Annotated in this window: 25 protein-coding genes; 10 read left to right on the forward strand and 15 right to left on the reverse strand. The window is 39.0% G+C overall.

Going from position 1 to position 26,407, the window contains the following annotated elements; all coding sequences use genetic code 11:
* Positions 1-49 precede the first annotated feature (49 nt).
* Positions 50-2,629 (reverse strand): ATP-dependent chaperone ClpB, encoded by a 2,580-nt coding sequence (gene clpB, locus J655_RS17050; protein ID WP_002121602.1) that lies wholly within the window; start codon positions 2,627-2,629, stop codon positions 50-52.
* A gap of 300 nt (positions 2,630-2,929) precedes the next feature.
* Between clpB and J655_RS17055 the strand changes: the two genes are divergently transcribed.
* Positions 2,930-3,739, forward strand: a complete 810-nt coding sequence (locus J655_RS17055; protein ID WP_002121535.1) for a M23 family metallopeptidase — start codon at positions 2,930-2,932, stop codon at positions 3,737-3,739.
* Here the strand turns inward: J655_RS17055 and J655_RS17060 are convergent.
* From J655_RS17060 to J655_RS24670, 3 genes are all read right to left on the reverse strand, one after another.
* Entirely contained in the window at positions 3,736-4,161 is a 426-nt protein-coding gene (locus tag J655_RS17060; RefSeq protein ID WP_005802684.1) for a GNAT family N-acetyltransferase, read from the reverse strand. The two genes, J655_RS17055 and J655_RS17060, sit on opposite strands and share 4 nt — an antisense overlap.
* A 96-nt stretch (positions 4,162-4,257) precedes the next feature.
* On the reverse strand, positions 4,258-4,680 hold the full coding sequence (locus J655_RS17065; protein WP_002121528.1) for an OsmC family protein: 423 nt from the start codon (positions 4,678-4,680) through the stop codon (positions 4,258-4,260).
* 78 nt (positions 4,681-4,758) lie between these two features.
* Positions 4,759-4,878 (reverse strand): hypothetical protein, encoded by a 120-nt coding sequence (locus J655_RS24670; RefSeq protein ID WP_002121587.1) that lies wholly within the window; start codon positions 4,876-4,878, stop codon positions 4,759-4,761.
* A 240-nt stretch (positions 4,879-5,118) separates the two neighbouring features.
* On the opposite strand from J655_RS24670, the gene crp reads away from it, so the two are divergent.
* Positions 5,119-5,826 (forward strand): cAMP-activated global transcriptional regulator CRP, encoded by a 708-nt coding sequence (gene crp / locus J655_RS17070; RefSeq protein WP_005070320.1) that lies wholly within the window; start codon positions 5,119-5,121, stop codon positions 5,824-5,826.
* 159 nt (positions 5,827-5,985) lie between these two features.
* Positions 5,986-7,035: an NADP(H)-dependent aldo-keto reductase gene (locus J655_RS17075; RefSeq protein ID WP_032006580.1), complete on the forward strand. Its 1,050-nt coding sequence runs from the start codon at positions 5,986-5,988 to the stop codon at positions 7,033-7,035.
* 54 nt (positions 7,036-7,089) lie between these two features.
* On the opposite strand, the gene J655_RS17080 is transcribed toward J655_RS17075, so the two are convergent.
* The 5 genes from J655_RS17080 to J655_RS17100 form a co-directional block, all read right to left on the reverse strand.
* Positions 7,090-7,869, reverse strand: a complete 780-nt coding sequence (locus J655_RS17080) for a M48 family metallopeptidase (RefSeq protein WP_002121572.1) — start codon at positions 7,867-7,869, stop codon at positions 7,090-7,092.
* 115 nt (positions 7,870-7,984) lie between these two features.
* Positions 7,985-8,302 carry a hypothetical protein gene (locus tag J655_RS17085; RefSeq protein ID WP_032052691.1) on the reverse strand — a complete coding sequence of 106 codons (318 nt, stop codon included), beginning with the start codon at positions 8,300-8,302 and terminating at the stop codon, positions 7,985-7,987.
* 122 nt (positions 8,303-8,424) lie between these two features.
* Entirely contained in the window at positions 8,425-9,744 is a 1,320-nt protein-coding gene (locus J655_RS17090) for an adenylosuccinate synthase (protein ID WP_002121613.1), read from the reverse strand.
* A gap of 63 nt (positions 9,745-9,807) precedes the next feature.
* Positions 9,808-10,974, reverse strand: coding sequence for an ATP phosphoribosyltransferase regulatory subunit (locus J655_RS17095; RefSeq protein WP_002121550.1), 1,167 nt, complete (start codon positions 10,972-10,974; stop codon positions 9,808-9,810).
* Between the two features lie 311 nt (positions 10,975-11,285).
* Complete coding sequence (locus J655_RS17100) at positions 11,286-12,305, reverse strand: type I glyceraldehyde-3-phosphate dehydrogenase (RefSeq protein ID WP_032052692.1); 1,020 nt, start codon at positions 12,303-12,305, stop codon at positions 11,286-11,288.
* Positions 12,306-12,574: 269 nt separating this feature from the next.
* On the opposite strand from J655_RS17100, the gene alaS reads away from it, so the two are divergent.
* The 3 genes from alaS to csrA all read left to right on the forward strand — a co-directional run bounded on the left by alaS (position 12,575) and on the right by csrA (position 17,058).
* Complete coding sequence (gene alaS, locus J655_RS17105) at positions 12,575-15,211, forward strand: alanine--tRNA ligase (protein WP_005802693.1); 2,637 nt, start codon at positions 12,575-12,577, stop codon at positions 15,209-15,211.
* A 65-nt stretch (positions 15,212-15,276) separates the two neighbouring features.
* On the forward strand, positions 15,277-16,557 hold the full coding sequence (locus tag J655_RS17110; RefSeq protein ID WP_002115333.1) for an aspartate kinase: 1,281 nt from the start codon (positions 15,277-15,279) through the stop codon (positions 16,555-16,557).
* Between the two features lie 246 nt (positions 16,558-16,803).
* Positions 16,804-17,058, forward strand: coding sequence for a carbon storage regulator CsrA (gene csrA / locus J655_RS17115; protein WP_031950299.1), 255 nt, complete (start codon positions 16,804-16,806; stop codon positions 17,056-17,058).
* A gap of 67 nt (positions 17,059-17,125) precedes the next feature.
* On the opposite strand, the gene rnhB is transcribed toward csrA, so the two are convergent.
* Positions 17,126-17,692, reverse strand: coding sequence for a ribonuclease HII (rnhB, locus tag J655_RS17120; RefSeq protein ID WP_002163155.1), 567 nt, complete (start codon positions 17,690-17,692; stop codon positions 17,126-17,128).
* 70 nt (positions 17,693-17,762) lie between these two features.
* Entirely contained in the window at positions 17,763-18,164 is a 402-nt protein-coding gene (locus tag J655_RS17125) for a hypothetical protein (RefSeq protein ID WP_032007134.1), read from the reverse strand.
* Between the two features lie 240 nt (positions 18,165-18,404).
* On the opposite strand from J655_RS17125, the gene J655_RS17130 reads away from it, so the two are divergent.
* Complete coding sequence (locus J655_RS17130; RefSeq protein WP_032007133.1) at positions 18,405-18,962, forward strand: cytochrome b; 558 nt, start codon at positions 18,405-18,407, stop codon at positions 18,960-18,962.
* Positions 18,963-19,007: 45 nt separating this feature from the next.
* Here the strand turns inward: J655_RS17130 and J655_RS17135 are convergent, their stop codons facing one another.
* The 3 genes from J655_RS17135 to J655_RS0104605 form a co-directional block, all read right to left on the reverse strand.
* Positions 19,008-20,006 carry an adenosine deaminase gene (locus J655_RS17135; RefSeq protein WP_002163181.1) on the reverse strand — a complete coding sequence of 333 codons (999 nt, stop codon included), beginning with the start codon at positions 20,004-20,006 and terminating at the stop codon, positions 19,008-19,010.
* A gap of 116 nt (positions 20,007-20,122) precedes the next feature.
* On the reverse strand, positions 20,123-21,442 hold the full coding sequence (locus J655_RS17140; RefSeq protein ID WP_002163170.1) for an NCS2 family permease: 1,320 nt from the start codon (positions 21,440-21,442) through the stop codon (positions 20,123-20,125).
* A gap of 322 nt (positions 21,443-21,764) precedes the next feature.
* Positions 21,765-21,992: a hypothetical protein gene (locus tag J655_RS0104605; protein ID WP_002163179.1), complete on the reverse strand. Its 228-nt coding sequence runs from the start codon at positions 21,990-21,992 to the stop codon at positions 21,765-21,767.
* Between the two features lie 606 nt (positions 21,993-22,598).
* On the opposite strand from J655_RS0104605, the gene J655_RS17145 reads away from it, so the two are divergent.
* Positions 22,599-23,321 carry a pirin family protein gene (locus J655_RS17145; RefSeq protein WP_032052693.1) on the forward strand — a complete coding sequence of 241 codons (723 nt, stop codon included), beginning with the start codon at positions 22,599-22,601 and terminating at the stop codon, positions 23,319-23,321.
* A gap of 77 nt (positions 23,322-23,398) precedes the next feature.
* Here J655_RS17145 and J655_RS17150 read toward each other — a convergent pair whose 3' ends face one another.
* Positions 23,399-24,019 (reverse strand): TetR/AcrR family transcriptional regulator, encoded by a 621-nt coding sequence (locus J655_RS17150; protein WP_002163161.1) that lies wholly within the window; start codon positions 24,017-24,019, stop codon positions 23,399-23,401.
* Positions 24,020-24,545: 526 nt separating this feature from the next.
* Between J655_RS17150 and J655_RS17155 the strand changes: the two genes are divergently transcribed.
* Together J655_RS17155 and J655_RS17160 are read left to right on the forward strand one after the other, a co-directional pair.
* Positions 24,546-25,505, forward strand: a complete 960-nt coding sequence (locus J655_RS17155) for a metal-dependent hydrolase (protein WP_002163169.1) — start codon at positions 24,546-24,548, stop codon at positions 25,503-25,505.
* Positions 25,506-25,570: 65 nt separating this feature from the next.
* The gene (locus J655_RS17160; RefSeq protein WP_002163159.1) at positions 25,571-26,404 is read left to right on the forward strand and encodes an SDR family NAD(P)-dependent oxidoreductase; all 834 of its coding nucleotides are present in this window, start codon (positions 25,571-25,573) and stop codon (positions 26,402-26,404) included.
* Positions 26,405-26,407: the final 3 nt, after the last annotated feature.

The raw sequence follows: 26,407 nt of genomic DNA on the forward strand, positions 1-26,407 counted from the left end.
AAAAGAGAATATGTTTCCATATTCTCTTTTCGGTTTTAGCAGACAAAGCTTAGCTGAGTTTCATTTTATCGAAGACTAAATGCCCATTTTCGCCTTTAACTAGAATAGTATCACCTGCAACAAAATCACCCGACAAGATTTTTTGTGCTAATGTGTTTTCAATCTGTTGTTGAATAGCACGTTTTAATGGACGCGCGCCATAGACAGGATCGAAACCAGCATCAATCAATAAATCAAAAGCGGTATCATCTACAGTTAGACTCATGTCACGATCAACAAGACGCGAACGTAATCGATCCAACTGAATATCGGCAATACCACGAATTTGTGCTTTTTTGAGTGAATGGAAAATCACAAGCTCATCAATCCGGTTAATAAATTCCGGACGGAAATGCTGACTTACCGCATTCATTACAATGGTACGCACTTCATCGTCTGTTGCTCCCTCACCTAGCTCACGTACATCTTGTGAACCTAAGTTCGAAGTCATCACAATTACCGTATTTTTAAAGTCTACTACTCGACCTTGTGAATCGGTTAAGCGGCCATCGTCCAATACCTGGAGCAAGATATTGAATACATCTGGATGTGCTTTTTCAACCTCATCAAACAACACCACACTATATGGCTTACGGCGAACAGCTTCAGTTAAAACACCACCTTCTTCATAACCGACATATCCTGGAGGTGCACCAACCAAACGGCTAACAGAATGTTTCTCCATGAATTCACTCATGTCGATACGAATCATGGCATCATCACTGTCAAACAAGAAGTTAGCTAAAGCTTTAGTCAACTCTGTTTTACCAACACCTGTTGGACCCAAGAACAAGAATGATCCACTTGGACGATTCGGGTCAGACAAACCGGCACGTGAACGGCGTACTGCATTAGACACTGCAACAACTGCTTCATCTTGCCCTACAACACGGTCATGTAAAAACTCTTCCATATTAAGAAGTTTTTCACGCTCGCCTTGCATCATTTTAGCAACCGGGATACCTGTCGCAGCACTAACAACTTCGGCAATTTCATTTTCAGTCACTTTAGTACGAATGAGTTTTGGCTCTTCGTTCTCTTCTGCAACTTCATCTTGCTCCAGTTGTTTTTGTAACTCTGGAATTACACCATACTGTAAACGTGCTGCTTCAGCCAAATCGCCTTCACGCTGAGCTTTCTCAAAAGCAATACGTGCTTTATCAAGTTCCACCTGAGCCTGTTTAGTACCTTCTACCAAAGTTTTTTCAGACTTCCAGATTTCTTCAAGATCGTTGTATTCTTTCTCGACTTCAGCAATCTGTTTTTCAAGATGAGTGACTTCAGCTTTACTGCCGACATCTTCATCTTTTTTCACAGCTTCCAATTGCATTTTCAACTGGATTAAACGACGATCGAGCTTATCGAGTGCTTCAGGTTTAGAGTCAATCTCCATTTTTATACGAGAAGCTGCCTCATCAATCAAATCAATTGCCTTGTCTGGTAATTGACGATCAGTGATGTAACGATGAGACATTTTCGCCGCAGCAATAATCGCAGAGTCTAAAATTTGCACACCATGGTGAGTGGCATATTTTTCTTTGAGTCCACGTAAAATTGCAATCGTATCTTCAACACTTGGCTCATCAACTAGCACTTTTTGGAAACGACGCTCTAAAGCTGCATCTTTTTCAATATATTGACGATATTCATCTAAGGTGGTCGCACCCACACAGCGCAATTCACCACGAGCCAACGCAGGTTTTAACATATTACCTGCATCCATCGCGCCATCACCTTTACCTGCACCTACGAGTGTATGTAACTCATCAATAAACAGGATGATTTCGCCTTCGTGTTTTGCCAAGTCTTTTAAAACAGCTTTTAAACGTTCTTCAAACTCACCACGATATTTAGCCCCAGCCAGTAATGAACCTAAGTCGAGGGATAAAACACGTTTATTTTTTAATCCCTCTGGCACTTCACCATTCACAATACGCTGTGCCAAACCTTCAACAATAGCGGTTTTACCTACGCCCGGCTCACCAATAAGAACAGGGTTGTTTTTGGTACGACGCGATAACACCTGAATGGTACGGCGAATTTCATCGTCACGCCCAATGACAGGATCAAGTTTTCCAGATAAAGCACGCTCTGTTAAATCAATCGTATATTTATTAAGTGAGTCACGTTGGTCTTCGTGATTATTACTCATGACTTTGTCATTACCTCGAATATGTTCAATTACTTTGCGTAAGCTGTCGGGAGTTACACCTACCGCACTTAAAATACTTTTAGTTTCGCCGGTCTCTGCCAAACCTAATAAAACCCAGTCAGTTGATAAAAATTCATCACCTGCCTTTTGCGCATATCTGTCTGCCAGATTAAGTGCTTTCACAGCTTCTGGGTTTAAGTTGACATCACCCGTTGGATTGGCAATTGTCGGCGCATCTTTTATAGCTTGCTCAAGCTTTTGTTTAAGTTCAGGTAACCGTGCACCTGCTTGTTGCAACAAACTAATATTTGATGGCTCTTCTAACAAGGTAGACAAAATATGAATACCTGCGATAGCGGTATGGTCTTTACCCATCGCTAAAGATTGAGCATCTGAGAGGGCTTGCTGCAAGCGGTTTGTAAATTTCTCAAAACGCATTCTTGTTATTCCTCACAACAAATTTGTACTTGTCTAATAGATGGGAACACTTCTTCGAATTTCAAATAAATTTTTATATATTTTTCATAATGTTATAAAAATAACAGTGAGTAAAACTCCATTATAATATGGGATTGTTTTGTATATATTTCAAGTACAGTTCAGCTACATTTTATTAAAATGCTTGAATATTTAGATTCATGCTTATTCTTACTACGCTTTTCACAAAGTCTTCATTGAGAATTTAGTAATTAAGCTTTAGTTTATCTTGCTAGTTTCCTACTCGTTTTGAAATGAAAAATGCACTTTAAACATATTATATTAACAACAACTTGTCTTTTTACTTCGGCACTGGCAATCGCTCAGCTCCCCCAAGACTCTAGACGACCTGGTGGAATTGCAGTTGTTCCTCTAACTACTGATATTACTCAGGTCACTTTTCAACAAAAGCCTGTTTTAATTAGCCAAGAAGGTCAGCAACGTTATGCCGTGCTTGGCATTCCATTATCTACTCCAATCGGCAGTATTCAACTCGACACAAATAAAGCCCCGATTCAAATAGAAGTTAAGTCTTATCCTTACGCAGAACAACGGATTAAAGTCACGAACCAAGATTATGTGAACCCTAACCAAAGTCAATTAGACCGCTACGCTCAAGAAGCAAAAGAACAAAATGATGTGTATACCTCATTTACACAGAGCTCATGGCAAACCCTACCTACATTTATACGCCCGACTTCAGGGAAATTTAGCAACTCTTTTGGAAGAAAACGCTTCTTTAACGGCGAGGAACGCGCGCCTCACTCAGGTCTAGATATTCCTGCGCCAGTAGGGCAAAAAGTTGTTGCTCCCGCAGATGGTGTGGTTATCCAAACTGGATCTTATTTTTTTAATGGACAAACCGTGTTGATTGATCATGGCCAAGGCTTAGTCAGCATGTTCTGCCATTTAAGCGCAATTAAAGTAGAGAACGGCCAACATATCCGCCAAGGAGAAACACTAGGTTTAGTAGGCAAAACAGGACGCGTGACAGGCCCTCATCTGCATTGGGGCATGAGCCTTAATAATGCTCGGGTAGATCCTCAGCTTTTTCTAAATACAGCTCGTTAATTTAAAGCTTTACGAAAATACTTTGGCGCTTCGACATAGCCTTCTCTTAGGTAAAATTGATGTGCCAAAGGTCTTTGCATTCCTGAATGCAGTTCCATTCGATCACACCCTCGGCGTCTGGCTTGTTGCTCAGCCTCCTTTACGAGTAAATGCCCTACACCTTTGCTACGCATATTCTCATCAACACACAGATAGCATATTTTGGCAAAGTCACCTTGTAAGGCAATTTGCGGAATAAAGTAGAGAGATAAAAAACCATAAATTTTACCCCTCTCTTCAGCAATCAAAATTTGTGAGTTAGCGTCATTATGGAGTATCTCAAATTTTTCTTGAATAAGAGCAAAAGGCTGTGGGTATCCCATCTGTTTAAGTAGATCACATATAGCTTGAGTATCTTTTGATTTAGCAGAACGAATATTCACTTTCATTCTTCCTTTTATTTTTTAGTTATTTTTGACAATAAAAAAAGCCAACTCTCATGTCAGCTTTTTTTAATTTCTAGTTATCAAAAAAAGGCCTTATTCCGCTTCAATAATTTCGAAGTCATGTGTAATTTCAACACCACCATCGGAAAGCATTTTACTTGCTGAACAATATTTCTCGGCAGACAATTCAACTGCTTTTGCAACCTGCTTTTCTTTCACAGCTTTACCAGTTACCACAAAATGTAAGTGGATTTTAGTAAACACAGCCGGAATTGCGTCAGCGCGCTCAGCTTTTAAATTACATACAACATTCGTCACATCTTGGCGAGATTTCTTTAAAATGGTCACAATATCAAACGAAGCACACCCACCAAGTCCCATTAATATCAATTCCATAGGACGTGGACCACGGTTTTCACCACCATACTCAGGTGAGCCGTCCATGATGACACTATGCCCACTATCCGATTTCGCTTCAAAAGCAACATTCTCTAGCCAATGTACACTTGTTTGCATTGCAACTACCCAAAAAAAATTATAAATTTAAGCAGGGTCTGTTGACATTTCAGCTATGGATTGCGTTATAGCTAAAAATTAATCCAAATAAGACGCAAAACCCAGACAATGGCAATCCTTTGTCCAGTTTTGTAATAAAGTTTGTGAAATTTCAGCCATAATCTGAGTTGCAATTAAAGCAGCGCAGGCATAGCGCAAGACCAAGTTATTTTGTACGTTCCATTGTTAAGATCTATTTATTTAGAATGGCTAAATTTCATAGTTCTTATTTGGTACGTCTAAAAGAATTGTCTTATGTTGCAACCATCTGTGAAATGTCAACAGACCCTTGTTTTGTACACTAACATAAAATGAGTTGATAAGGAATTTCATCTCTTCTGTGTAATAGCTCATCTCGAGCTTGTGTGAATTGTTTACCCTATTCGGAACATATTAAGCATGACTTCAAATTTTTCACAACTCAGCACAGATGCTTTATCTCCGGGGCAACTACCTGAATCCGTTAAAGCATTGTTAAAACGTGCTCACATCAACAGATATCCAAAACGAACCACAATTGTTGATGCCGGAACAGAGTCAAAATCTTTATATTTAATTTTAAAAGGCTCAGTTTCAATTATTTTGCGTGAAGATGACGAACGTGAAATTGTTGTTGCGTATTTAAATCCGGGCGATTTCTTTGGGGAAATGGGGCTTTTCGAACCGAACCCTCAACGTACAGCCGAAGTTCGAACTCGTGATGTCTGTGAAATTGCAGAGATCTCTTATGACAACTTCCACGAACTTAGCAAACAATACCCAGACTTAAGCTATGCTGTTTTTGCACAATTAGTTCGCCGTCTAAAAAATACGACTCGTAAAATGACAGATCTTGCGTTCATTGATGTGTCTGGTCGTATTGCACGTTGCTTAATCGATCTATCTTCTCAACCAGAAGCAATGATTTTGCCGAATGGTCGTCAAATTCGTATTACTCGTCAAGAAATTGGCCGTATTGTTGGATGTTCACGTGAGATGGTTGGTCGTGTACTCAAAACCTTAGAAGATCAAGGTATGATCCAAACTGATGGTAAAGCCATTCTTATTTTTGATGCATCATTAGAAGAAAACACTGTTTCTGATGATGACTACGATGATGAAGAATAATATTCATTAAATTTTTAATAAAAAGCAAACTTCGGTTTGCTTTTTTTATATGCAACAATGAGTTAATACACAAAACTTACAAACTATTCTAATTTTATGATTTAAGTTGAATACATATTCTCCGTTAGGCTAACTCAAAATTTCCAAGGATTCCGCTGTATGCAATTTAACCCACTTAGTCGCACAGGCCTTAAACTTCCAGAAATTTGTTTAGGCACCATGACATTTGGTGAGCAAAACTCCCAACAAGAAGCTTTTGAACAACTCAATTACGCCTTGGCCCATGGTTTATATTTTTGGGATACGGCAGAGATGTATTCCGTTCCGCCAAAACCTGAAACTTATGGTGCAACTGAAACGATTATTGGTAATTGGTTTGCCCAGCATGGACAACGTGACAAAATCTTTCTCGCATCTAAAATTGCAGGTCCGGGCTTTGGAGGAACACACATCCGAGAAGGCAATACACGCTTTAACAGTGACCATATTGCCAAAGCTCTAGATGGATCACTTAAACGCCTCCAAACGGACTATATCGACCTTTATCAACTGCATTGGCCTGAACGTCATACCAACTTTTTTGGTACGCTCGCTTATGGCAATCAGCAAGCTGAAAATGATTACGACATAACACCTCTAGAAGAAACATTACTCGCTCTACAAGAAGAGATTAATCGCGGGCGCATTCGCTATATTGGTTTATCAAATGAAACCCCCTGGGGCACCATGAAATTTTTACATTTAGCCGAAAAGCTAGGTGTCAGTAAATTTGTAAGTGTTCAAAACCCTTATAGTCTTCTTAACCGTACTTATGAAATAGGTATGTCAGAGATTGCTAAATATGAGGATGTCGGATTGCTCGCCTACTCTCCTCTGGCTTTTGGTTACTTAACGGGTAAGTTTAGAAATGGTGCGCGTCCCGCCAATGCTCGTGTAACACTATTCCCTCGCTTTAGCCGCTACAGCAACCCTCAAAGCGAATGGGCGACTGAACAATACGCACAGCTAGCAGAAAAGCATGGGCTAAGCTTAACTCAAATGGCCTTAGCTTTTATTAAGCAACAATTCTTTGTGACAAGCACAATTATTGGTGCCACTAATTTAGATCAACTCAAAGAAAATATTCAGGCATTTGAGATTGAACTACCAAGTGAAGTTCTAAAAGGTATTGAGGCCATCCATACCCAACAGCCCAACCCTGCTCCTTAAATAAAAAACGGATGCTTAAGCATCCGTTTTCTTTATCTATATAAAATTTATATCTTATTTACGGCTATTATAAACTGCCATTGCCGCAGGTAAGTTTTTACGCATATCACCAATACGTTGTGAGTTAGATGGGTGAGTAGACAAGAATGATGAACCACCGCCACCTTCAAGCTTATTCATTTTTTCCCAAAGCGTAATCGCTGCATTTGGATTATAGCCTGCACGCGCCATCAACATTAAACCACCTTGGTCAGCACGACTTTCCAAGCTACGAGAATATGGTAAGCCTACACCCACTTGTGTACCTAACTGAGCGGCAGCAGTACCAAGCTGGCCTACATTATTACCCGCATAGCTTAAACCGATGCCTAGAGCTAAATCAGTTAAAGCTTGTGCACCGATTTTACTTTTTGCATGCTCCTCTAAAGCATGTGTCATTTCATGTCCCATAACAGCTGCAATTTCAGCATCTGTCAGGTTCAACTTATTCACAATACCTGTATAGAACACGACCTTGCCACCAGGTGCAACGTAAGCGTTAATTGTATCTGATTTCAACACCGCTAACTGCCAGCTAAATGGTTGACCAGTCTGATTCATCTGGTTGGCATATGGTTTTAAACGGTTGAATACAGCATTAATACGGTTATATGTACTAGAGCTTGTATCGAGAGCACCCTTACCACGTGCTTCCTGCACCATCTTATTAAAACCTTGAGCAGATTGAGCATTTAAGGTTGCAGTATCCGCACCAGCCATGTCCGCCACTGTTGCACAGCCAGAAATGGTCATCACACTTGCTGCACACAAGCTTAAAAAGAGTTTTTTATTCATAACACGGATCACCTAAATCGATAAAAAGCTGTTTATTCTTTTGCACTTATTATAAGAAATACCACTCATGCTTTAAATGTCTCATTTCTTCATGATCATAGTATTTATGTAACGATCAAGTAGATAAAGTCATCAAATAAATCCAGAAAATTAAACGGATTACATTTAAACCCAGATAAACATGACTTAAGGTTTTAACTTTCTCTTCAAGATTAGGACTTTCCCGTTTCCAGAGTAAATAACTATTTTGTATGAGTACAACAGGAATTAACACACATGCGAACAAAACCGACAAACTCATAAAAGCGGTCATAAAGAAATCTTCATGATATTCCTGTCCATAAATAACCAACATCGCCAGCGTGGGTGAACCACCAATAGCAAATAAAAAAGAATAAAAAATTGTTTTTGAAATAGTTGGTTGCAGCTTCATCCTGAGCCCATCCTTCCTTATCTATATATAACGTTTTAATCTGAATCTAATAAAACGAAAACTGCACTTTAGTCGGGTATAAAAAAAGCCCCCTTTCAGGAGGCCTTTTTAATCTTTGCTAATTAAGCAGAGAATGGATGACGTAAAACAATTGTTTCTGCACGATCTGGACCAGTTGAAACGATATCAATCGGACATTCGATTAATTGTTCAATACGCTTAACATAAGCCAAAGCATTTGCTGGTAATTGATCGATACTAGTTAAACCAACAGTCGACTCGCTCCAACCAGGCATAGTTTCATAGATTGGCTTCAAGCATTCAAAAGAAACCGCATCTGAAGAACCTACACAACCTGAATCTGTATTTTCATAACCTACACAGATTTTTACTTCTTCCAAACCATCTAAAACGTCAAGTTTAGTTAAGCAAATACCTGAAAGTGAGTTTACATCTACAGAACGGCGAAGAATTTCAGCATCAAACCAACCACAACGGCGTTGACGGCCAGTAGAAGCACCAAATTCATGACCAACTGTACCTAGATGTTTACCAATCGGATCACCAGAATCAGCAGCTGCATCGTAAACCAATTCAGTTGGGAATGGACCAGCACCTACACGTGTTGTATAAGCCTTAGTAATACCTAATACATAATCAAGATGTAAAGGTCCCATACCTGAACCAGAGCTTACGCCACCAGCAGTTGTATTTGAGCTCGTAACATACGGATAAGTACCGTGGTCAATGTCTAGAAGTGAGCCTTGAGCTCCTTCAAACATTACAGCCTTACCTTCTTTGCGATAGTCATGCAACACTTTAGTCACGTCAATCACTAATGGAGCAAGCACTTCACGCCATTGGTTGCAAAGAGCCAATACATCTTCAAATTTAACAGCTTCTACACCGTAGAACTGAGTTAATTGGAAGTTATGTAACTCAAGCATTTCTTGAAGTTTTTCTTCTAATGCTGCACCACCACGAACAAGGTCAGCAACACGCACTGCACGGCGAGCCACTTTATCTTCGTATGCAGGACCAATACCACGACCTGTAGTACCGATTTTAGCATTACCACGTTTCTTCTCACGTGCCTGATCAAGTGCAATGTGGTTAGGCAAAATGAGTGGACAGTTTGGAGAAATACGTAGACGTTCTTTAACAGGAACACCTTCCGCTTCCAAAATTCCCATTTCTTCAATTAACGCGGCTGGTGAAAGTACTACACCATTACCAATTAAGCACAATACGTTTTCACGTAAAATGCCTGATGGAATGAGGTGCAATACAGTCTTTTTACCACCTACGACAAGAGTATGACCTGCGTTATGTCCGCCTTGATAACGTACTACCGCAGCCGCCTGATCTGTGAGCAGGTCGACGATTTTACCTTTACCTTCGTCGCCCCATTGGGTACCAAGTACCACAACATTTTTGCCCATAATAGCCTCATTACATCATGCTGTTAAAATTGGAAACCACCAGTAAAAATTTACCGTTGGCGATTAAATCTTTTTAATATTCCATTGTCCATTTTGCGACACGAGTTGATGGGTCGCATATGGAATAGAACTTAAATCATCATTACCTAACAATTGAACCACACGTAAACCTTGAGCACGTGCATTCGAAATTGCTGAGAGTAAATCCTGTTCTGAGCCTTTTGGAGCAACAACAGTTTCGATTTCCGCGAACTGATTTGCACCTAAGGCATATAAATCACAACTAAAGCCAGTAGCAGGACGTGCGCGGCCAAAGTGCTCACCAATACCATCATAACGGCCACCCTGTGCTAAAGGCGCAGCTCGATTCGGTGCATAGACCGCATACATTAAGCCAGTGTGATAGTGATAACTACGTAGCTCTACAACATCAATACCGATATTGAGATTTGGCCAACGGCCTTTAATTTGCGCAAGTGTCGTTTTAAGTGCATCTAATGCTGACTTAAATTCAGCATCTTGTAAGATGTTTGCACTTAAATTCGCCTGCAATGCTTCTAGATCACTAGAATAGCGGCCAAGTGCATAGAAATCAGAACCCATATTGAGGTTTTGAGTAAATTCAGCTAACTCTGGTAACGCTTTTCTTTGATAAAGATCTGAAAGCTCATGCTCTTCATTTTTTGACAGTCCAGCACATTTTACTAAACTGCGGAACAACCCTACATGACCCAAATCTAAATGCGCGCCTTGTAAAGTATAGATGTTCTCGATCAACCCCAGCATAACATCGACCATTTCGACATCAGCTTCGATACTGTCATGCCCGTATAACTCTGCACCTAATTGTAGAGGTGCACGTGTGGCATTAAAATTTTGTGGTTTAGTATGTAATACAGTCCCTGAATAACAGTAACGTGCAACACCTTCAACTGGTCTTACATGTGCATCGATACGTGCAACTTGTGGCGTCATATCAGCACGAACACCGAGTAAACGGCCTGAGAGCTGATCAATGACCTTAAAAGTTACTAAATCTAAGTCTTGATTTGATTCTGATAATGAAGACAACGATTCGATGTATTCGATAAATGGTGTATATACCAATTGATAACCTCGTACCGCGAGGAAATCTAAAGCTTCACGGCGAAGTTTTTCAATGACTTGCGCCTGTTCCGGCAATACATCTGCTACCCCGTCAGGCAGCAACCATGTCTCTGAAATGGTCATATTTCAAGCCTAAAATCTGATCAACGTGGAACGACCCCACATAAAAAAATCGGGAACACACCCGATTTCTCTTAGTGTAGCATGATACTTTGTGCCATGCACCTGACAATTTGCATAAATCTTTCTTAATAAACTCTAAAGTCAAAAAGAAGATTTCATGAATTAACAATAATATTCAATACCTTATTCTCATTCACTCATATCATAGACAAAAGTTCTTCGACCAAAGAATGGGCCAATATCTGAGCTATCTCCTTGTTGCCAATTAACCAGATTTAATCTTTGAATAGCTTTCTTAAGGTATTTTAAATTTAGAAAGAATCACACAGATCCAATAAACGATTTGCATAGCCCCATTCATTATCGTACCAAGCGAATACTTTAGCTTGATGGCCAACGACCATCGTCTGAGTTAAATCAACGATGAGTGAATAAGGTGAATGATTGAAATCACTCGAAACTAATGGCTCATCTGTTACCGCCATAATTTCTGCATAGTCTGTTTGAGATGCTTTAATTAGTATTTCATTAATGTGATGCACAGTAATTGGAGATTGCGCGATAAAAGTTAAGTCAATTGCCGCCACATTAATAGTTGGTACACGAATTGAATAACCATCAATACGGTCTTCCATTTTAGGCATAACACGCTTTAATGCGCCGAGTGCACTAGATGTGGTCGGGATAATATTTTGCCCTGAAGCTCTAGCACGACGTAAATCACGATGTGCGTGGTCAAGAACAGATTGATCTGCTGTCACTGCATGAATTTCTGTCATAAGCGCAGTTTCAATACCTAAAGCATCATCAATGATTTTGACTAATGGAACTAAAGCTTGTGTAGTACATGAAACGCTTGATATGATCTGATCAGTCACTTTGACTTCATTATGGTTCACACCATAAACAATGGCTGCGTCAACATGATCAAAAGGTGCCGCCCCAATAATGACCCGCTTCGCCCCTGCTTGTAGATGACGTGTCGCATCCGCATGAGAACGGAACAGTCCTGTACACTCAAGTACCACATCAATATCTAAACTAGACCATGGTAAAAGTTCAGGTGGTTTCTGCTTTAAAACCTCAACTTTTAGCGTTCGTTGATTTGACTGAATATTCAAAAAAACTTTTTCATTTTCAATGAATATATCTACATTTCCATTGAAGCGGCCGTGCGTAGAATCATATTTAAATAAATGCACTAATGTCTGGACATCTGCTATATCGTTAATCGCCACGATTTCAAAATGAAATTGTTTTGGGCTTTCGAACCAGGCGCGTAAAACATTACGTCCAATCCGACCAAACCCATTAATGGCGATACGTTGCATGACCTATCCTTATCAACAAAACTACAAACTAAAGAAGGCATATAGTAAAGCACGTCAAGGCCAATTGAATATAGATTTTTAGCCAAATCACAGTTTTGTAAGATATTCCTTTTAAAATCGTTGGTTCGGTGGGGTTTTTCCGCTACAATTTAGCGTTTTTAAAAAATAAGCCCCGTATCACATGCAAGGTTTGGCATAAAACAAACAGGCATTGATACATTTAGCCAAATTCGAAAATATGGAGTGACTTGGTTGTGAGTACTCGTTTAATGACATCTGCTGAAATTCGTGAAGCATTTTTGCGCTACTTTGAAACGCAAGGGCATACACGTGTCGCGTCGAGTTCTCTTGTTCCTGCCAACGACCCAACTTTATTATTTACAAATGCTGGGATGAACCAGTTTAAAGACTGCTTTTTAGGTCTTGAGAAACGTGACTACGTGCGTGCAACTACATCTCAAAAATGTGTACGCGCTGGCGGTAAACACAATGACTTAGACAACGTTGGCTACACTGCACGTCACCATACATTCTTTGAAATGTTAGGTAATTTCTCATTCGGTGATTATTTCAAACGTGATGCGCTTAAATTCGCATGGGAATTTTTAACCAGCGAACAATGGCTTGCTTTACCAAAAGATAAACTTTATGCCACGGTTTACCACACCGATGACGAAGCTTACGACATCTGGAACAAAGAAATCGGTTTAGCGCCAGAACGTATTATCCGTATTGGTGATAATAAAGGCGAAAAATACGCATCTGACAACTTCTGGGCAATGGGTGATACTGGCCCATGTGGTCCATGTTCTGAAATTTTCTTTGACCATGGTGATCACATTTGGGGTGGTTTACCAGGCACACCTGAAGAAGACGGTGACCGTTTCATTGAAATCTGGAACAACGTTTTCATGCAGTTTAACCGTACTGCTGATGGCGTGCTTCACCCTCTCCCTGCTCCATCTGTTGATACAGGTATGGGACTAGAACGTATTTCTGCTGTATTGCAACATGTTAATTCAAACTACGATATTGACCTGTTCCAACACTTATTAAAAGCTGCTGCAAATATTATTGGTATTGAAGACCAAGGTCAGCCTTCTTTACGTGTTGTTGCAGACCATGCACGTTCATGTTGTTTCCTCATTGCTGATGGTGTAAACCCAAGTAATGAAGGTCGCGGTTATGTACTTCGCCGTATTATCCGCCGCGCCGTGCGTCACGGTAATAAACTTGGTGCAACTGGTACGTTCTTCTACAAAATGTTGCAACCTTTAATTGAAGTTATGGGTGATGCATATCCAGAGCTTGCAGCGCGTAAAGATGTGATTGAAGCAACTTTAATTCGTGAAGAAGAACAGTTTGCTAAAACACTTGAGCAAGGCTTAAAACTACTTGAAGGCGAGCTTGCTCAATTAAAAGATAAGACGATTCCTGGTGCCACTGTATTTAAACTTTACGACACTTACGGCTTCCCGACAGACTTAACTGCTGATATTGCACGTGAACGTGACTTTATTATTGATGAAGCTGGTTTTGAAGTAGAAATGGCAGCACAGCGTCAACGTGCTCGTGATGCTGGTAAGTTTGCAGTTGACTACAACAACATTGTAAAAGTTGAAGGCGAAACTCAGTTTGACGGTTACATCAACACCACTGGTCAAGGTCAAATTGTAGCGATCTACAAAGATGGCGTACAAGTTGATGAAGTTTCTGAAGGTGATGAAGCGCTTATCGTTTTAAACCAAACTCCTTTCTATGCTGAAAGTGGTGGTCAGATTGGCGACACTGGTATCTTCAAAAATGAAACTGGTATTTTTGAAGTTCAAGATACTAAAAAGTCAGGTGGTGCCTTTGTTCATCAAGGTATTGTGACCGTTGGTAGTCTTAAAGCCGATCAAAATGTTGAAGCGATTGTTAAAGCAGACATTCGTGAAGCAACTGCACGTAACCACTCTGCAACTCACCTATTACATGCTGCCCTTCGTCAAATCTTAGGTTCACATGTACAACAAAAAGGTTCTTTAGTTGCAAGCGATATCTTACGTTTCGACTTTGCTAATGACCAACCTGTAACTTTTGAACAGTTACAACAAGTTGAGCGCTTAGTGAATGCAGAAATTATTGCAAATAGTGCTGTAACAACCGAACTTCTTGATATCGAGGCTGCAAAAGCTAAAGGTGCCATGATGTTGTTCGGTGAAAAATATGGTGATGAAGTACGTGTACTTTCTATGGGTTCAATTATTGATGAGAAAAACTTCTCAATTGAACTTTGTGGTGGTATCCACGTTAAACGTACAGGTGATATTGGTTTATTCAAAATCACTTCTGAAGGTGGTGTAGCTGCTGGTGTACGTCGTATTGAAGCTGTTACAGGTACTAAAGCGCTAGATGTAGTACAAAAAACTGATGCTGATATCCAGCACATTAATGGCTTATTAAAAGCACAGAAAGACCAAACTGTTGAGCGTGTACAAGCCAATGTTGAATTGGTTTCTGCATTACAAAAGCAGATTGAACAGCTCAATCAGAAATTGGCAAACTTCCAAGCGTCAGAATTGATTGACCAGGTACAAACCATTGCTGGTCGTCAAACGCTTATTACCACTGTTCAAGGTGTAGATGCAAAATCACTTCGCAACTTACATGACAGTGTTAAATCGAAATTAGAGAATGCAATTATTGTGTTAGCTGGTGTAGAGGGTGACAAAGTCAGCCTACTTGCTTCAGTTGCATCACAATACACTGCAACTCTAAAAGCAGGTGACATCATCAAACATCTAGCAACCGAGTTAGGTGGTAAAGGTGGTGGTAAACCTGACTTAGCACAAGGTGGCGCGCCACTTAACGAGAAGTTTGGACAAGTTATCGCAGCATTGCCTGCATGGCTTGAACAAAAATAAGACTTCACTTTTTGTGTAACTGACCCTGAAAAGCCTCTCAGGGTCATGGCTTATATGGAACAACTATGGCATTAATCGTTCAAAAATATGGCGGTACTTCTATGGGTACCCCCGAGCGCATTTTAAATGTTGCTCGTCGTGTGAAGCGTTGGCATGATCACGGTCACAAGGTTGTTGTGGTCGTATCTGCAATGAGTGGTGAAACAAACCGCTTACTTGCTCTCGCTAAAGCCATTACCGAAACACCTGACCCACGTGAGTTAGACCAAATGGTTTCAACCGGTGAACAGGTGACGATTTCCATGTTAGCTATGGCACTTAATTCGATTGGTGTGGAAGCTAAATCCTATACCGGACGTCAAGTCGGTATTAAAACTGACAGTGCATTTACCAAGGCGCGTATCGAGTCTATTGATACAGATGTCATGACCAATGACCTAGATGCAGGCCGTGTTATTGTGGTTGCCGGTTTCCAAGGCTTTGATGCTAATGGAAATACCACAACACTAGGTCGAGGTGGTTCAGATACTTCAGGTGTTGCTCTTGCTGCTGCTTTAAAAGCTGACGAATGCCAGATTTACACTGATGTAGATGGTGTTTACACTACTGACCCTCGCGTTGCTCCTAAAGCCAAAAAAATCGACCGTATTTCTTTTGAAGAAATGCTAGAAATGGCATCATTAGGTTCTAAAGTTTTACAAATTCGCTCAGTAGAGTTTGCCGGGAAATATCAAGTTCCTTTACGTGTATTATCAAGCTTTGATAATGACGACGACGGCGTTTTTGACGACGAATTTAAAGAAAATGTTGGTACACTCATTACTACTGAGGCAGAAGATACTATGGAACAGCCAATTATTGCAGGTATAGCTTTTAACCGTGACGAAGCAAAATTAACGATTTTAGGTGTACCTGATGAACCAGGCATTGCTTCTAAAATCTTATCACCAGTAAGTGATGCCAATATCGAAGTCGATATGATAGTGCAAAATGTTGAAGAAGATGGCACAACAGATTTCACTTTCACTGTAAACCGTGTTGATTTAGCGAAAGCTGAAAAAATCTTAAACGAAACTGCTAAAAATATTGGCGCACGTGAAGTTTCAACACGTGATGACATCGTTAAAGTATCTATCGTTGGTGTAGGTATGCGTTCACACGCAGGTGTAGCGAGCAAAATGTTCACTGCCCTTGCTGATGAAGGTATCAATATTCTTATGATTTCAACTTCTGAAATTAAAGTTTCTGTGATTATCGACGAGAAATACCTTGAACTTGCTGTTCGCTGCTTACATACCGCTTTTGGTTTGGATCGTGAACATGGTGAAAGCAGCGCCCGCGCTTAATTTTACCAACCGGTCAAGAATTCATTAAAAAATGTTTACTTGTCCGACAATAATCAAAGAAAACACAGAGCCGCTATAGTTTTTTTTATAGCGGCTCTGTTATATTAAACGGAAAGTTTTTTGGCAGAGATTATCAAAATATGACTTTGTTCTCATATTTCTGTTAGAATCTGACTGAAAACTGAGGTTGAGCTTTTTATTTGGGTACCAATATTGCAGTTTTAAGCGTTTAGCAAGGAGATAAACATGCTGATTCTGCCCCGCCGTGTCGGGGAAACATTAATGATTGGGGATCAAGTCAGTGTTACTGTGCTTGGCGTCAAAGGAAACCAGGTTCGTATTGGTGTGAATGCACCAAAAGAGGTTTCTGTTCATCGCGAAGAAATTTATCAACGTATTCAACATGAACGTGCAATGCATGAACACCTTCAACATCTTGATCAAGATTATCAAGTTTCTTATGAAGATGATAATTATGCACAGAAAAACTTCAATCGTTAGTATGAAGTTGTTCTCTCCCTAATTAAAGCGACTTTATAGTCGCTTTAAATTTTTTAAGTGGTTGTATTTATAGACCTAAAGCACGTTTAACAGGTGCGTAACTACGACGATGCTGATCAATCACGCCATGCACGGCAATCGCTTCAAAATGTGCTTTGGTTGGATATCCTTTATGTTTGGCAAAACCAAATAACGGATATTGCTGATCTAATTCTGCCATCTGTCGATCTCGTGTCACTTTTGCCAAGATACTTGCTGCACTAATTTCAGCATGGCTTGCATCTCCACCAACAATGGCTTCACAAGGAATAATAATTCCTTTCGGAATTTGATTACCATCAACGATCACTTTTTGAGGTTGAGTTTTCAAGCCGTCAACAGCGCGTTGCATAGCCAAAAAAGTCGCCTGTAAAATATTTAGTTCGTCAATTTCAGCATGAGTTGCTTCAGCAATTGACCAAGCTAAGGCTTTTTCTTGTATTTCAATAAACAACTTTTCACGTTTCTTTTCAGTTAATTTTTTAGAATCATTTAATCCTAAAATTGGATTATTCGGATCTAAAATAACGGCTGCTGCCACAACCGAACCTACTAAAGGTCCCCGTCCCGCCTCATCTACACCAGCAATAAACATCAACTCACTACCTTTAAACAAAAGAGGCTGATCAATAGTAATCAGCCTTCTTTAACACATAATTTATTAATTACTTTTGTAAAGCTTCTGCCACACAAGCATTTACAGTTTTAGAAACCACTTGGTTTACGATTGTAGCACGTGTATTTACATCAAGTGCAGCTGCAGCTAATTCTACTGCTGTCACACTGTTTGGAGCCTTTTCGCTCACACAACCACAAACATTGGTTTGGATGCTATCACGTTGCTCAGCAGTCATATATTTTGTTGCTGTTTTCCAAGCTGCGACATTATTAATCTCTGTAATACATTTCGCATTTACAGCAACCTTTAACGCAGCAACTCCCAATTGTTGAGTTGTGGTTTGTGCAGAAGCAGCACCTGTAGCAGTGCCTGTAGCAGTGCCTGTAGTTGTTGCACATGCTGTTAAAGCTAAAACAACTGGTGCTAGAGCGAGCATCAATTTTTTCATCATTTTTTCCTTTGATTGAACGTTGGCAGCGCGTATTGTGCCTAAACTCAACTTTAGAAGAAACAAATAATTTGATGCATTTATGCAAACTATTTTGCCGACCGAAACCCAGCTCATCAAATGCTTTTTTATGCAGTAAAACGTTCTGTTTTTAGCACGCTCTGTCACATTTAAAACATTTCTCAAAATCTGCGCTTTCCCCTAAAATCACAAATCAAAACGACAAAAAAAGGGTCTTTTATGCCTGCTGCTTCCTCTCAGTATTACACCCGTACCGCACAAATTCTGCATTGGGTGATGGCAATCATTTTCATCGTCGCATGGGTTATTGGCTTTTATAGTGGAAATTTTTTAAGCTATGACGTTGATGGCAGCTTTAAAGGTGATGTGATTACGTTGCACAAGAACATTGCAACCACAATTATCTTTTTAGTAATTATCCGGATTTTATGGCGCTATACACATCCAGCTCCAAAACTACCTGACACCATGTCACCGATGATGAAAACTCTGGCACACGTGGGTCATCTATTCCTTTATGTAATTTTAGTGGCTTTACCTGTCACTGGTTGCTTGTTTAGTTGGAGTGCTGGTCACCCTGCCCCTGTTTTATATTTATTTGAAATTCCGCGTTTAGTGCAAGATAACCCAGAGCTTTTAGCTATTGTTAAACCATTACATATTTATATTTCTTGGTTTGCAGGTTTTCTTATTGTTGGGCATGTACTTGCAGCTTTAAAACATCACTTTATTGATAAAGACAATATTTTAAATAGTATGACTAAACAACCTAAATAAACCCGATGTATAAAAAAAACCGCCTATCTCGGGCGGTTTTTTTATTTAGATTTTTTGGATTTCTGCAATCCACTTTTGTTTCTCTTCATCTGAAATGAAAGAGGCTTCAAAAGAGTTAATTGCGAGTTGTTTCAACTCATCATTGTTTAAGTCTAAAGCTTGCTGGATGGCAAAGAAATTATCATTCATATATCCACCGAAATATGAAGGATCATCTGAGTTAACAGTCACGTGTACGCCTTTTTGTAAAAGACGGCGGATATTATGATCTTTCATATCCTTAACAACACATAGCTTTAAGTTACTTAAAGGACAAACCGTTAACGGCATTTTTTCATTAATTAAACGCGCCATTAATTGTTCGTCTTCTTCAGAACGTACACCATGATCAATACGATTCACTTTAAGTAGATCTAAAGCTTCCCATACATATTCAGGGGGACCTTCTTCGCCAGCGTGAGCAACGATTAAGAAACCTTCTTCACGTGCTTTTGCAAAAACACGTTCAAATTTAGCTGGCGGATGCCCTACTTCACTTGAATCGAGACCGACTGCAATAATGTCTTGTTTAAATGGTAAAGCTTGTTCAAGTGTTTCAAATGCAGCTTCTTCACTTAAATGACGTAAGAAACACATAATCAGTTGAGAGCTGATACCAAACTTAGCTTTGGCATCTGCACACGCACGCTTTAAACCATTAATCACAGTTGAGAACGCAACACCACGGTCAGTGTGGGTTTGCGGATCAAAGAACATTTCTGTGTGAACGACATGATCTTCGGCACATTTCTCAAAATAAGCCCATGCTAAATCATAAAAGTCTTGTTCATGTACAAGAACATTTGCACCAGCATAATAAATATCTAAGAATGATTGAAGATTATGAAAGTTATAAGCTTGCTTTACTTCTTCAACAGATTTGTAAGGAATCTGAATCTGATTGCGCTGGGCAATTGCAAACATTAATTCAGGTTCAAAAGTCCCTTCAATATGCACATGCAATTCGGCTTTTGGTAAGGCGCGAATCAGCTCGACTTGATTCATATTAACTCCACGTCTAAAGAAAAAAGGGTGTGGTCAAAATCACACCCTTTTATAATTTTCTTCTTATTGAAAACTATGTCTAAGATAGCTCAAGAAGAAAATTATAAAAAATCATATTAACCGCCAAACGCGATAAATTTAAATACCCAAAGCGCAGCAATAATCCATACCATGTACGGTACAGTTTTTGCCTTACCCGTGAATAATTTAACTAATGCATAGCTAATAAAACCCATTGCAATACCATCAGCAATTGAATAAGTGAATGGCATAAATACAATGGTTAAAAATGCTGGAACAGCTTCAGTAATATCATCCCAATCAATCTGAGTGATCCCTTGGATCATCAACACACCAATAAACAATAAAGCTGGCGCCGTTGCAAAACCTGGTACAGATTGAGCAAGAGGTGCTAAAAATAAACAGCAGATAAATAAGACTGCAACCACAACAGCAGTTAAACCAGTACGTCCGCCTGCTGCTACACCTGAAGCTGATTCAATATATGGTGTAGTTGAAGATGTACCTAATGCGGCACCAGCAACGATTGCAGTAGAGTCTGCAAATAATGCTTTCTTCAAACGAGGTAATTTACCGTCTTGTAAAAGACCTGCACGGTGTGAAACACCAACCAAAGTACCTGTACTGTCGAACAAGTCGACAATAAAGAATACGAAAATGACGCCCACCATACTTGCTGTAAATAGACCTTCAAAGTCCATTTGCATGAATGTTGGTGCAATTGAAGGAATTTGACCCACTACACCCTTAAATTCATTTAAACCTAAAGCAGTAGCGATGGCCGTAACCACTAAAATACTAATAATGATTGCGCCGCGAACTTTTAATTGGTGTAAAACCACAATCATTAAAAATCCGAATAGCGCTAATAATACTGTAGGCTGTTTGATATCGCCTAAACCGACTAATGTCGCTTGGTTATCAACAATGATTCCAGCATTTTTTAGTGCAATCAGTGCTAGGAATAAACCAATACCCCCACCGATTGCAAACTTAAGTGACATCGGAATCGCATTGACAATCGCTTCACGAATTTTAAAGAAGCTAATTGCAAGAAAAACAAGGCCTGAAACAAAAACAGCCGCTAAAGCTGTTTGCCACGGCACGCCCATCCCCATACAAACCGAGTAGGTAAAGTAAGCGTTTAAACCCATACCAGGGGCCAGTGCGATTGGATAATTTGCAATGATCCCCATTACTAAACATCCGATTGCTGCTGCCAAACAGGTTGCAACGAATACGGCACCATGATCCATGCCGGTTTCAGATAAAATGAGTGGATTGACAATAATGATATAACACATCGTTAAGAATGTAGTTACACCAGCAAGAACTTCAGTTCGGAAAGTGGTTTTATTGTCGCTTAGCTTAAATAAACGCTCTAACCAGCCTGCCGAAGAATTGGGCGCCGCCATAAGTAGCCTCTATGCAAAATCTGAACTGTGGAATATTTACGTCTATGTACGTCGCTGAACAATATTGTTTTTCTGTTCAGTCCTATAAACAAGAATCTCAAATTTAAGAAGCAACAAATATGCCACTCATTTGATTTCTAGCTTTATACATAGCAAACAACCACAGCCCCTCTTGAAACACAAAAAAGCTGCATAACCCCTATGCAGCTTTTTTACTATACGTTCAATAAGTTTAACAGATTCAACAGAAACATGATCAAAATTTATGAAAAGATATGACCAATGACACTGTAAAAAGTTAGAAATTTATAGCTCGTTATTGTTAGAAAATAATTTTTTTCTCGCCTATATATTGTTGCATATGAAAAGAAGCTAAATTGCTGTGATGAGCATGATTCGGATTTCGTTCGATACTTTGCAGGTTTTTTTCAGCTTCTTGTATGATCTGCATTAGCTCTTGATGTCTTTTATTTTGAGTATCTAAATAAGCCCAATACCCTAATACAAAGACGATACCCACACACAACACTATTAATACTTTATTGATCATTATTATTATCTCTATGTTTTTAATGTTAATGATCTTAACAAAAAATTATAGCTTTGTGAATATTTTCACATTTATTTACAATAACACACTCTTATTCAAATTATTGAAAATAAAAGTTATTTTAAAAATATCATTAAAAAACCTACTAAATACTAAACTTTTCCATTGAAAAGTAACTTTATTTAATAAGAGCTTATTTTAGTTATTTTTAATATTATCTTTTTATCGGTTTTAACTCTTAAGTTATTTTAAAGATAGAGCATAGACAAATGTGTATATGGCTTGAAATTTGTTTTTATTTGCTAAGCTTTAAATGAAATAAAAAGGAGCTATTTTCGTTAATGTACTTTTCTTTAAAATTGTTTCTTTAGCGACTAATTTCTATGTTGCCTGTTTAGCTTTAAAAGTAAAAATTCATCTCAAAGAAATCATCATCTCATTTAAAAAATATTTTTTCTCCTTTGACTCTATTGGTTGACTAGCAAAATTACGTCCAAATTTTATCGTTCTATAAATCGCACCAAGCTTTCCATTTTCATAGCTTCATTCCAATAAACGCTACGATAAACTGTACTCAGATAAAAAATTAAATCAGGAGAATACATCATGTTTGATATGCGTTTATCTCACGAGCGTGGTGCAGCACATCATGGTTGGTTACAATCAAAACATAGCTTTTCATTTGCTAACTATTGGGATCCTAAACAAGTTGGTTTTTCGGATCTGCTTGTAATTAACGATGATAACGTTGCTCCATCTAAAGGCTTTGGTACTCACCCTCACCGTAATATGGAAATTATTTCCTATGTACTGGAAGGTGCATTAGAGCATAAAGACTCGATGGGTACAGGCTCTGTGATTGTGCCGGGTGACATTCAGCTGATGAGTGCAGGTCGTGGCGTTGCTCATAGTGAATTTAACCACTCAGCTCAAGAAGGCGTTCATTTCTTGCAAATTTGGGTTGTTCCAAATGAAGTGAATACAGAGCCAGACTATCAACAAGTTCATATTGATGAAGCAGACAAACGCGGTAAATTGCATTTGATCATCTCACCGAAAGGTGGCGAGAAAACTTTATCGATCAAACAAGACATTAATATTTACTCAGGTCTTTTTGATGGTCAAAAAACTGCTGAATTTGTGATTCCTGAGGATCGATATGTTTACCTACACGTTGCCAAAGGTCGTGTTGATGTAAATGGTAAAACATTTAACACTGGCGATGCTGCACGTATTCGTGAAGGCGGAAGTTTATCGTTTACCAATGGTGATAACGCCGAAATTTTGATTTTCGATATGCGTCCTGAAGAAGTTCCAACCATGCCATAATGTAACTAAGCCCTCGCATAAAATTTATGCGAGGGCTTTTTTATTTTTGATCGGACTTATAAAAATTCTAACTCAGCTCAGTGCTCTTCTGAACGTGCCATCTCTGTATTGATATAGCTCATAATCATCGTGGTTAGCCCCTGCACCATTTCATCAAAACTAATATAAGGGTTTGGCAAAATAAGATGCCGTGCGACATTAAAAATTCCACTATTGATACAAATGTAGGTAATTACAGGCAAATTATTGATTTTTAGGTATTTAGGATTGTGCATCATATATTTCATGATCACTTCCATTAAAGCCTGTTCAATTTTGGGAATGTATTTGTCGTACTGTAACTCCCCTGCATAACGCAAAACAGTCAAATAGCGGTCGTTATTTTTCTTTAATAAATCACTAAAAGTATAAAAAATCATTTCGATGACAGGCTCTAACTCCAACTGTAAAATCGTCGGTGTAAGCTCTGTAATCATGTCCAGAATTTCCCGAACAAAAAAGTGATTCATCGCATCATAAATTTCTTCTTTATTTTTAAAATATTCGTATAAAGACCCGACACTCACCCCTGCAATCTCTGCAATATGGCGTGTTGTAGTGCCACTTGGTCCGTGAAGTGCCACTGCAATAAAACCTGCTTCAATAATCGTGTCGACAGTGACTTTGGCTCGAGTTTGACGAGGTTTACGCGTAGTCATACGATCTAATCAATAATCCGAACATAAAGTCAGATTAGCATGTAATCTAACTCGGTAGAAATAAAAAAACAAAATCCGAATAGTTGTCAAACTTAATCAGAAAAACTGAGAAAAACAGATCTCAACTTATCAATCAATCGATGCTTTTATTTACTATTTTCCGAGATCAGGAATAAATTTAATTTTTTATATTTCAAAAATATAAATCAAATTTATTTAAAATTATTATTACAAAGAATGTCTATAAAATACTTTTATATATTTAAAAATTTACCCGAATTGAATCCGAACATAATGTCAGATTAATATGAAAAAATTAAAGAAGACTCTTTAAGCAGCTCTTTTGTCTGCCTCGGTTCTTCTTCCGTTATTCAGCCAAATAATCAAACAAATAACGGAGCAACAACACCGTAGTCAATGCAGAGAATTATCTGTTTTTGAAAATGGAATTTTACAGTGCTTTGTTGATCATTGAGTTTATTAATTTTCATCAAAATGCACCACTACTTTGCTTCAGGGTGTCGCCATGATCTCGACCGCAGTTAAAAAATCATTTAACAAACTTAAATTTCAGCGTGAAATTGAGCTACCAGATTTTGCTAGCAAAAGCTCAATTCCGATCAGACATTTAAATATTGGTTTTGATGGTAAAGAAATTGATGTCAGATTCTATATGGACAATCAATTTGCTACTTTGTTTTTTGCCACACTTTCGGTGTTTTTAACTTATGGCGAAGATCTGGTTATTGAAACCGCTCGCCATCACCGTGAATTTATCAAAGATCCAATATTAAAGCAGCGAGTAACTTCGTTGATTGGCCAAGAAGCAATTCACTCAAAATTGCACAATGAATATAACGATGCCCTTCAAGATGCTGAATATCCTGTCGCTCTATATCGTTTTCTTGGCTCAAACTTCTTTAAATATGTTTTCTTAAAGTTTCCACAGCCACTCAAATTATCAATGATGGCGGGTATTGAGCATTTTACTGCGGTACTTGCTGAATACATGATGAAGCATGAAAAGAACTTCTATTATTCAAATGACGAAAAAAGCCGCGCACTTTGGATGTGGCATATGCTTGAAGAATCTGAGCATAAAGATATTGCCTATGATGTCTATCAACTGTTAAATGGTAGTTATGCACTACGTGCGTCTGGTTTCTTCCTCGCGCTATTTACCATTTTAGGTTTAATCCCTGCGACTACATTATTTGTCCCTGTTTTAAGAAAGCCACAAGAGATGCTGACCTTGAAATTCTGGAAGGACGCTCGTCGTGGTGTAGGCTTAATCTTTGGTCCAAAAGACGGAGTTTTCGGCAGTACGATTGGTCAAATTCTTGACTACTTACGCCCAGACTTTCATCCAAATGATCATGATACGACTGAATATCTTGAGTATTACAAAAAGAAATTGCTGACAGAAGGCGGCGCAATTGCTCCTTACTTTGTTAAAGAATTTACCCCACCAGTACGCATGTCTTAATCGTCCTGCATTTCCAGCTATCGAATAGGTAGCTGGTATCTCTTCAAGCTATTTATGGATGAATCATGATTTTATTTGGCAAAAAGAAAGTTAAACCAAGCCAAAAAGCTTATGCCGTAGTGACGGGTGCAGGCAGTGGGATTGGTCGAAGTTTTGCAATTGAACTTGCGAAACGTGGTGGTAGCGTAGTGTGTGCAGATATTAATCTCGAAGCTGCTGAAGAAACAGTAAAACTTCTTGAACAAGAAGGCGCAAAAGCTTTTGCTATGCGTTGTGATGTGGGTAATGCTGAACAAGTTAACCATCTCGCTGAGACTGCTGAAATCTTGCTTGGGCACCCTGTAACTCTTGTCATTAATAATGCTGGTGTGGGTTTGGGTGGCAAGTTTGATGAGCTAACCCTAGAAGACTGGAACTGGGTCATGAATATTAACCTTTGGGGTGTTATTCATGGTTGTCATGCATTTGTTCCCAAGTTTAAAAAGTTAGGTTACGGCGCGATTATTAATGTGGCATCTGCGGCATCTTACACGGCTGCACCAGAAATGACTGCTTATAACGTGACTAAAGCGGGTGTGCGTGCGCTCTCAGAAACACTTTCTGCCGAACTGCGTAAGTTTAATATTAAAGTGAATGTGCTCTGCCCGACGCTGGTACCTACCAATATCATTAAAAATGGTCGAATTCCAGGACGTTATTCAAAGCTTGCAGACCATGCACTGATGAACTATGCGCTCACCACAAGTGATGATGTTGCAAGATTAACCCTTAATCGTCTTGATCAGGATGAGATGTATACCATTCCTCAAATTGATGCGAAGTTATTCTGGCTCATGAAACGTGCATCCCCAAGCTTGTATACCAAGTTCCTTGGTACATCGTACAAATTATTTAAATAAGAA

Source organism: Acinetobacter sp. 1294243, from assembly GCF_000588015.1.
GTDB classification, from domain to species: Bacteria; Pseudomonadota; Gammaproteobacteria; order Pseudomonadales; family Moraxellaceae; genus Acinetobacter; species Acinetobacter pittii.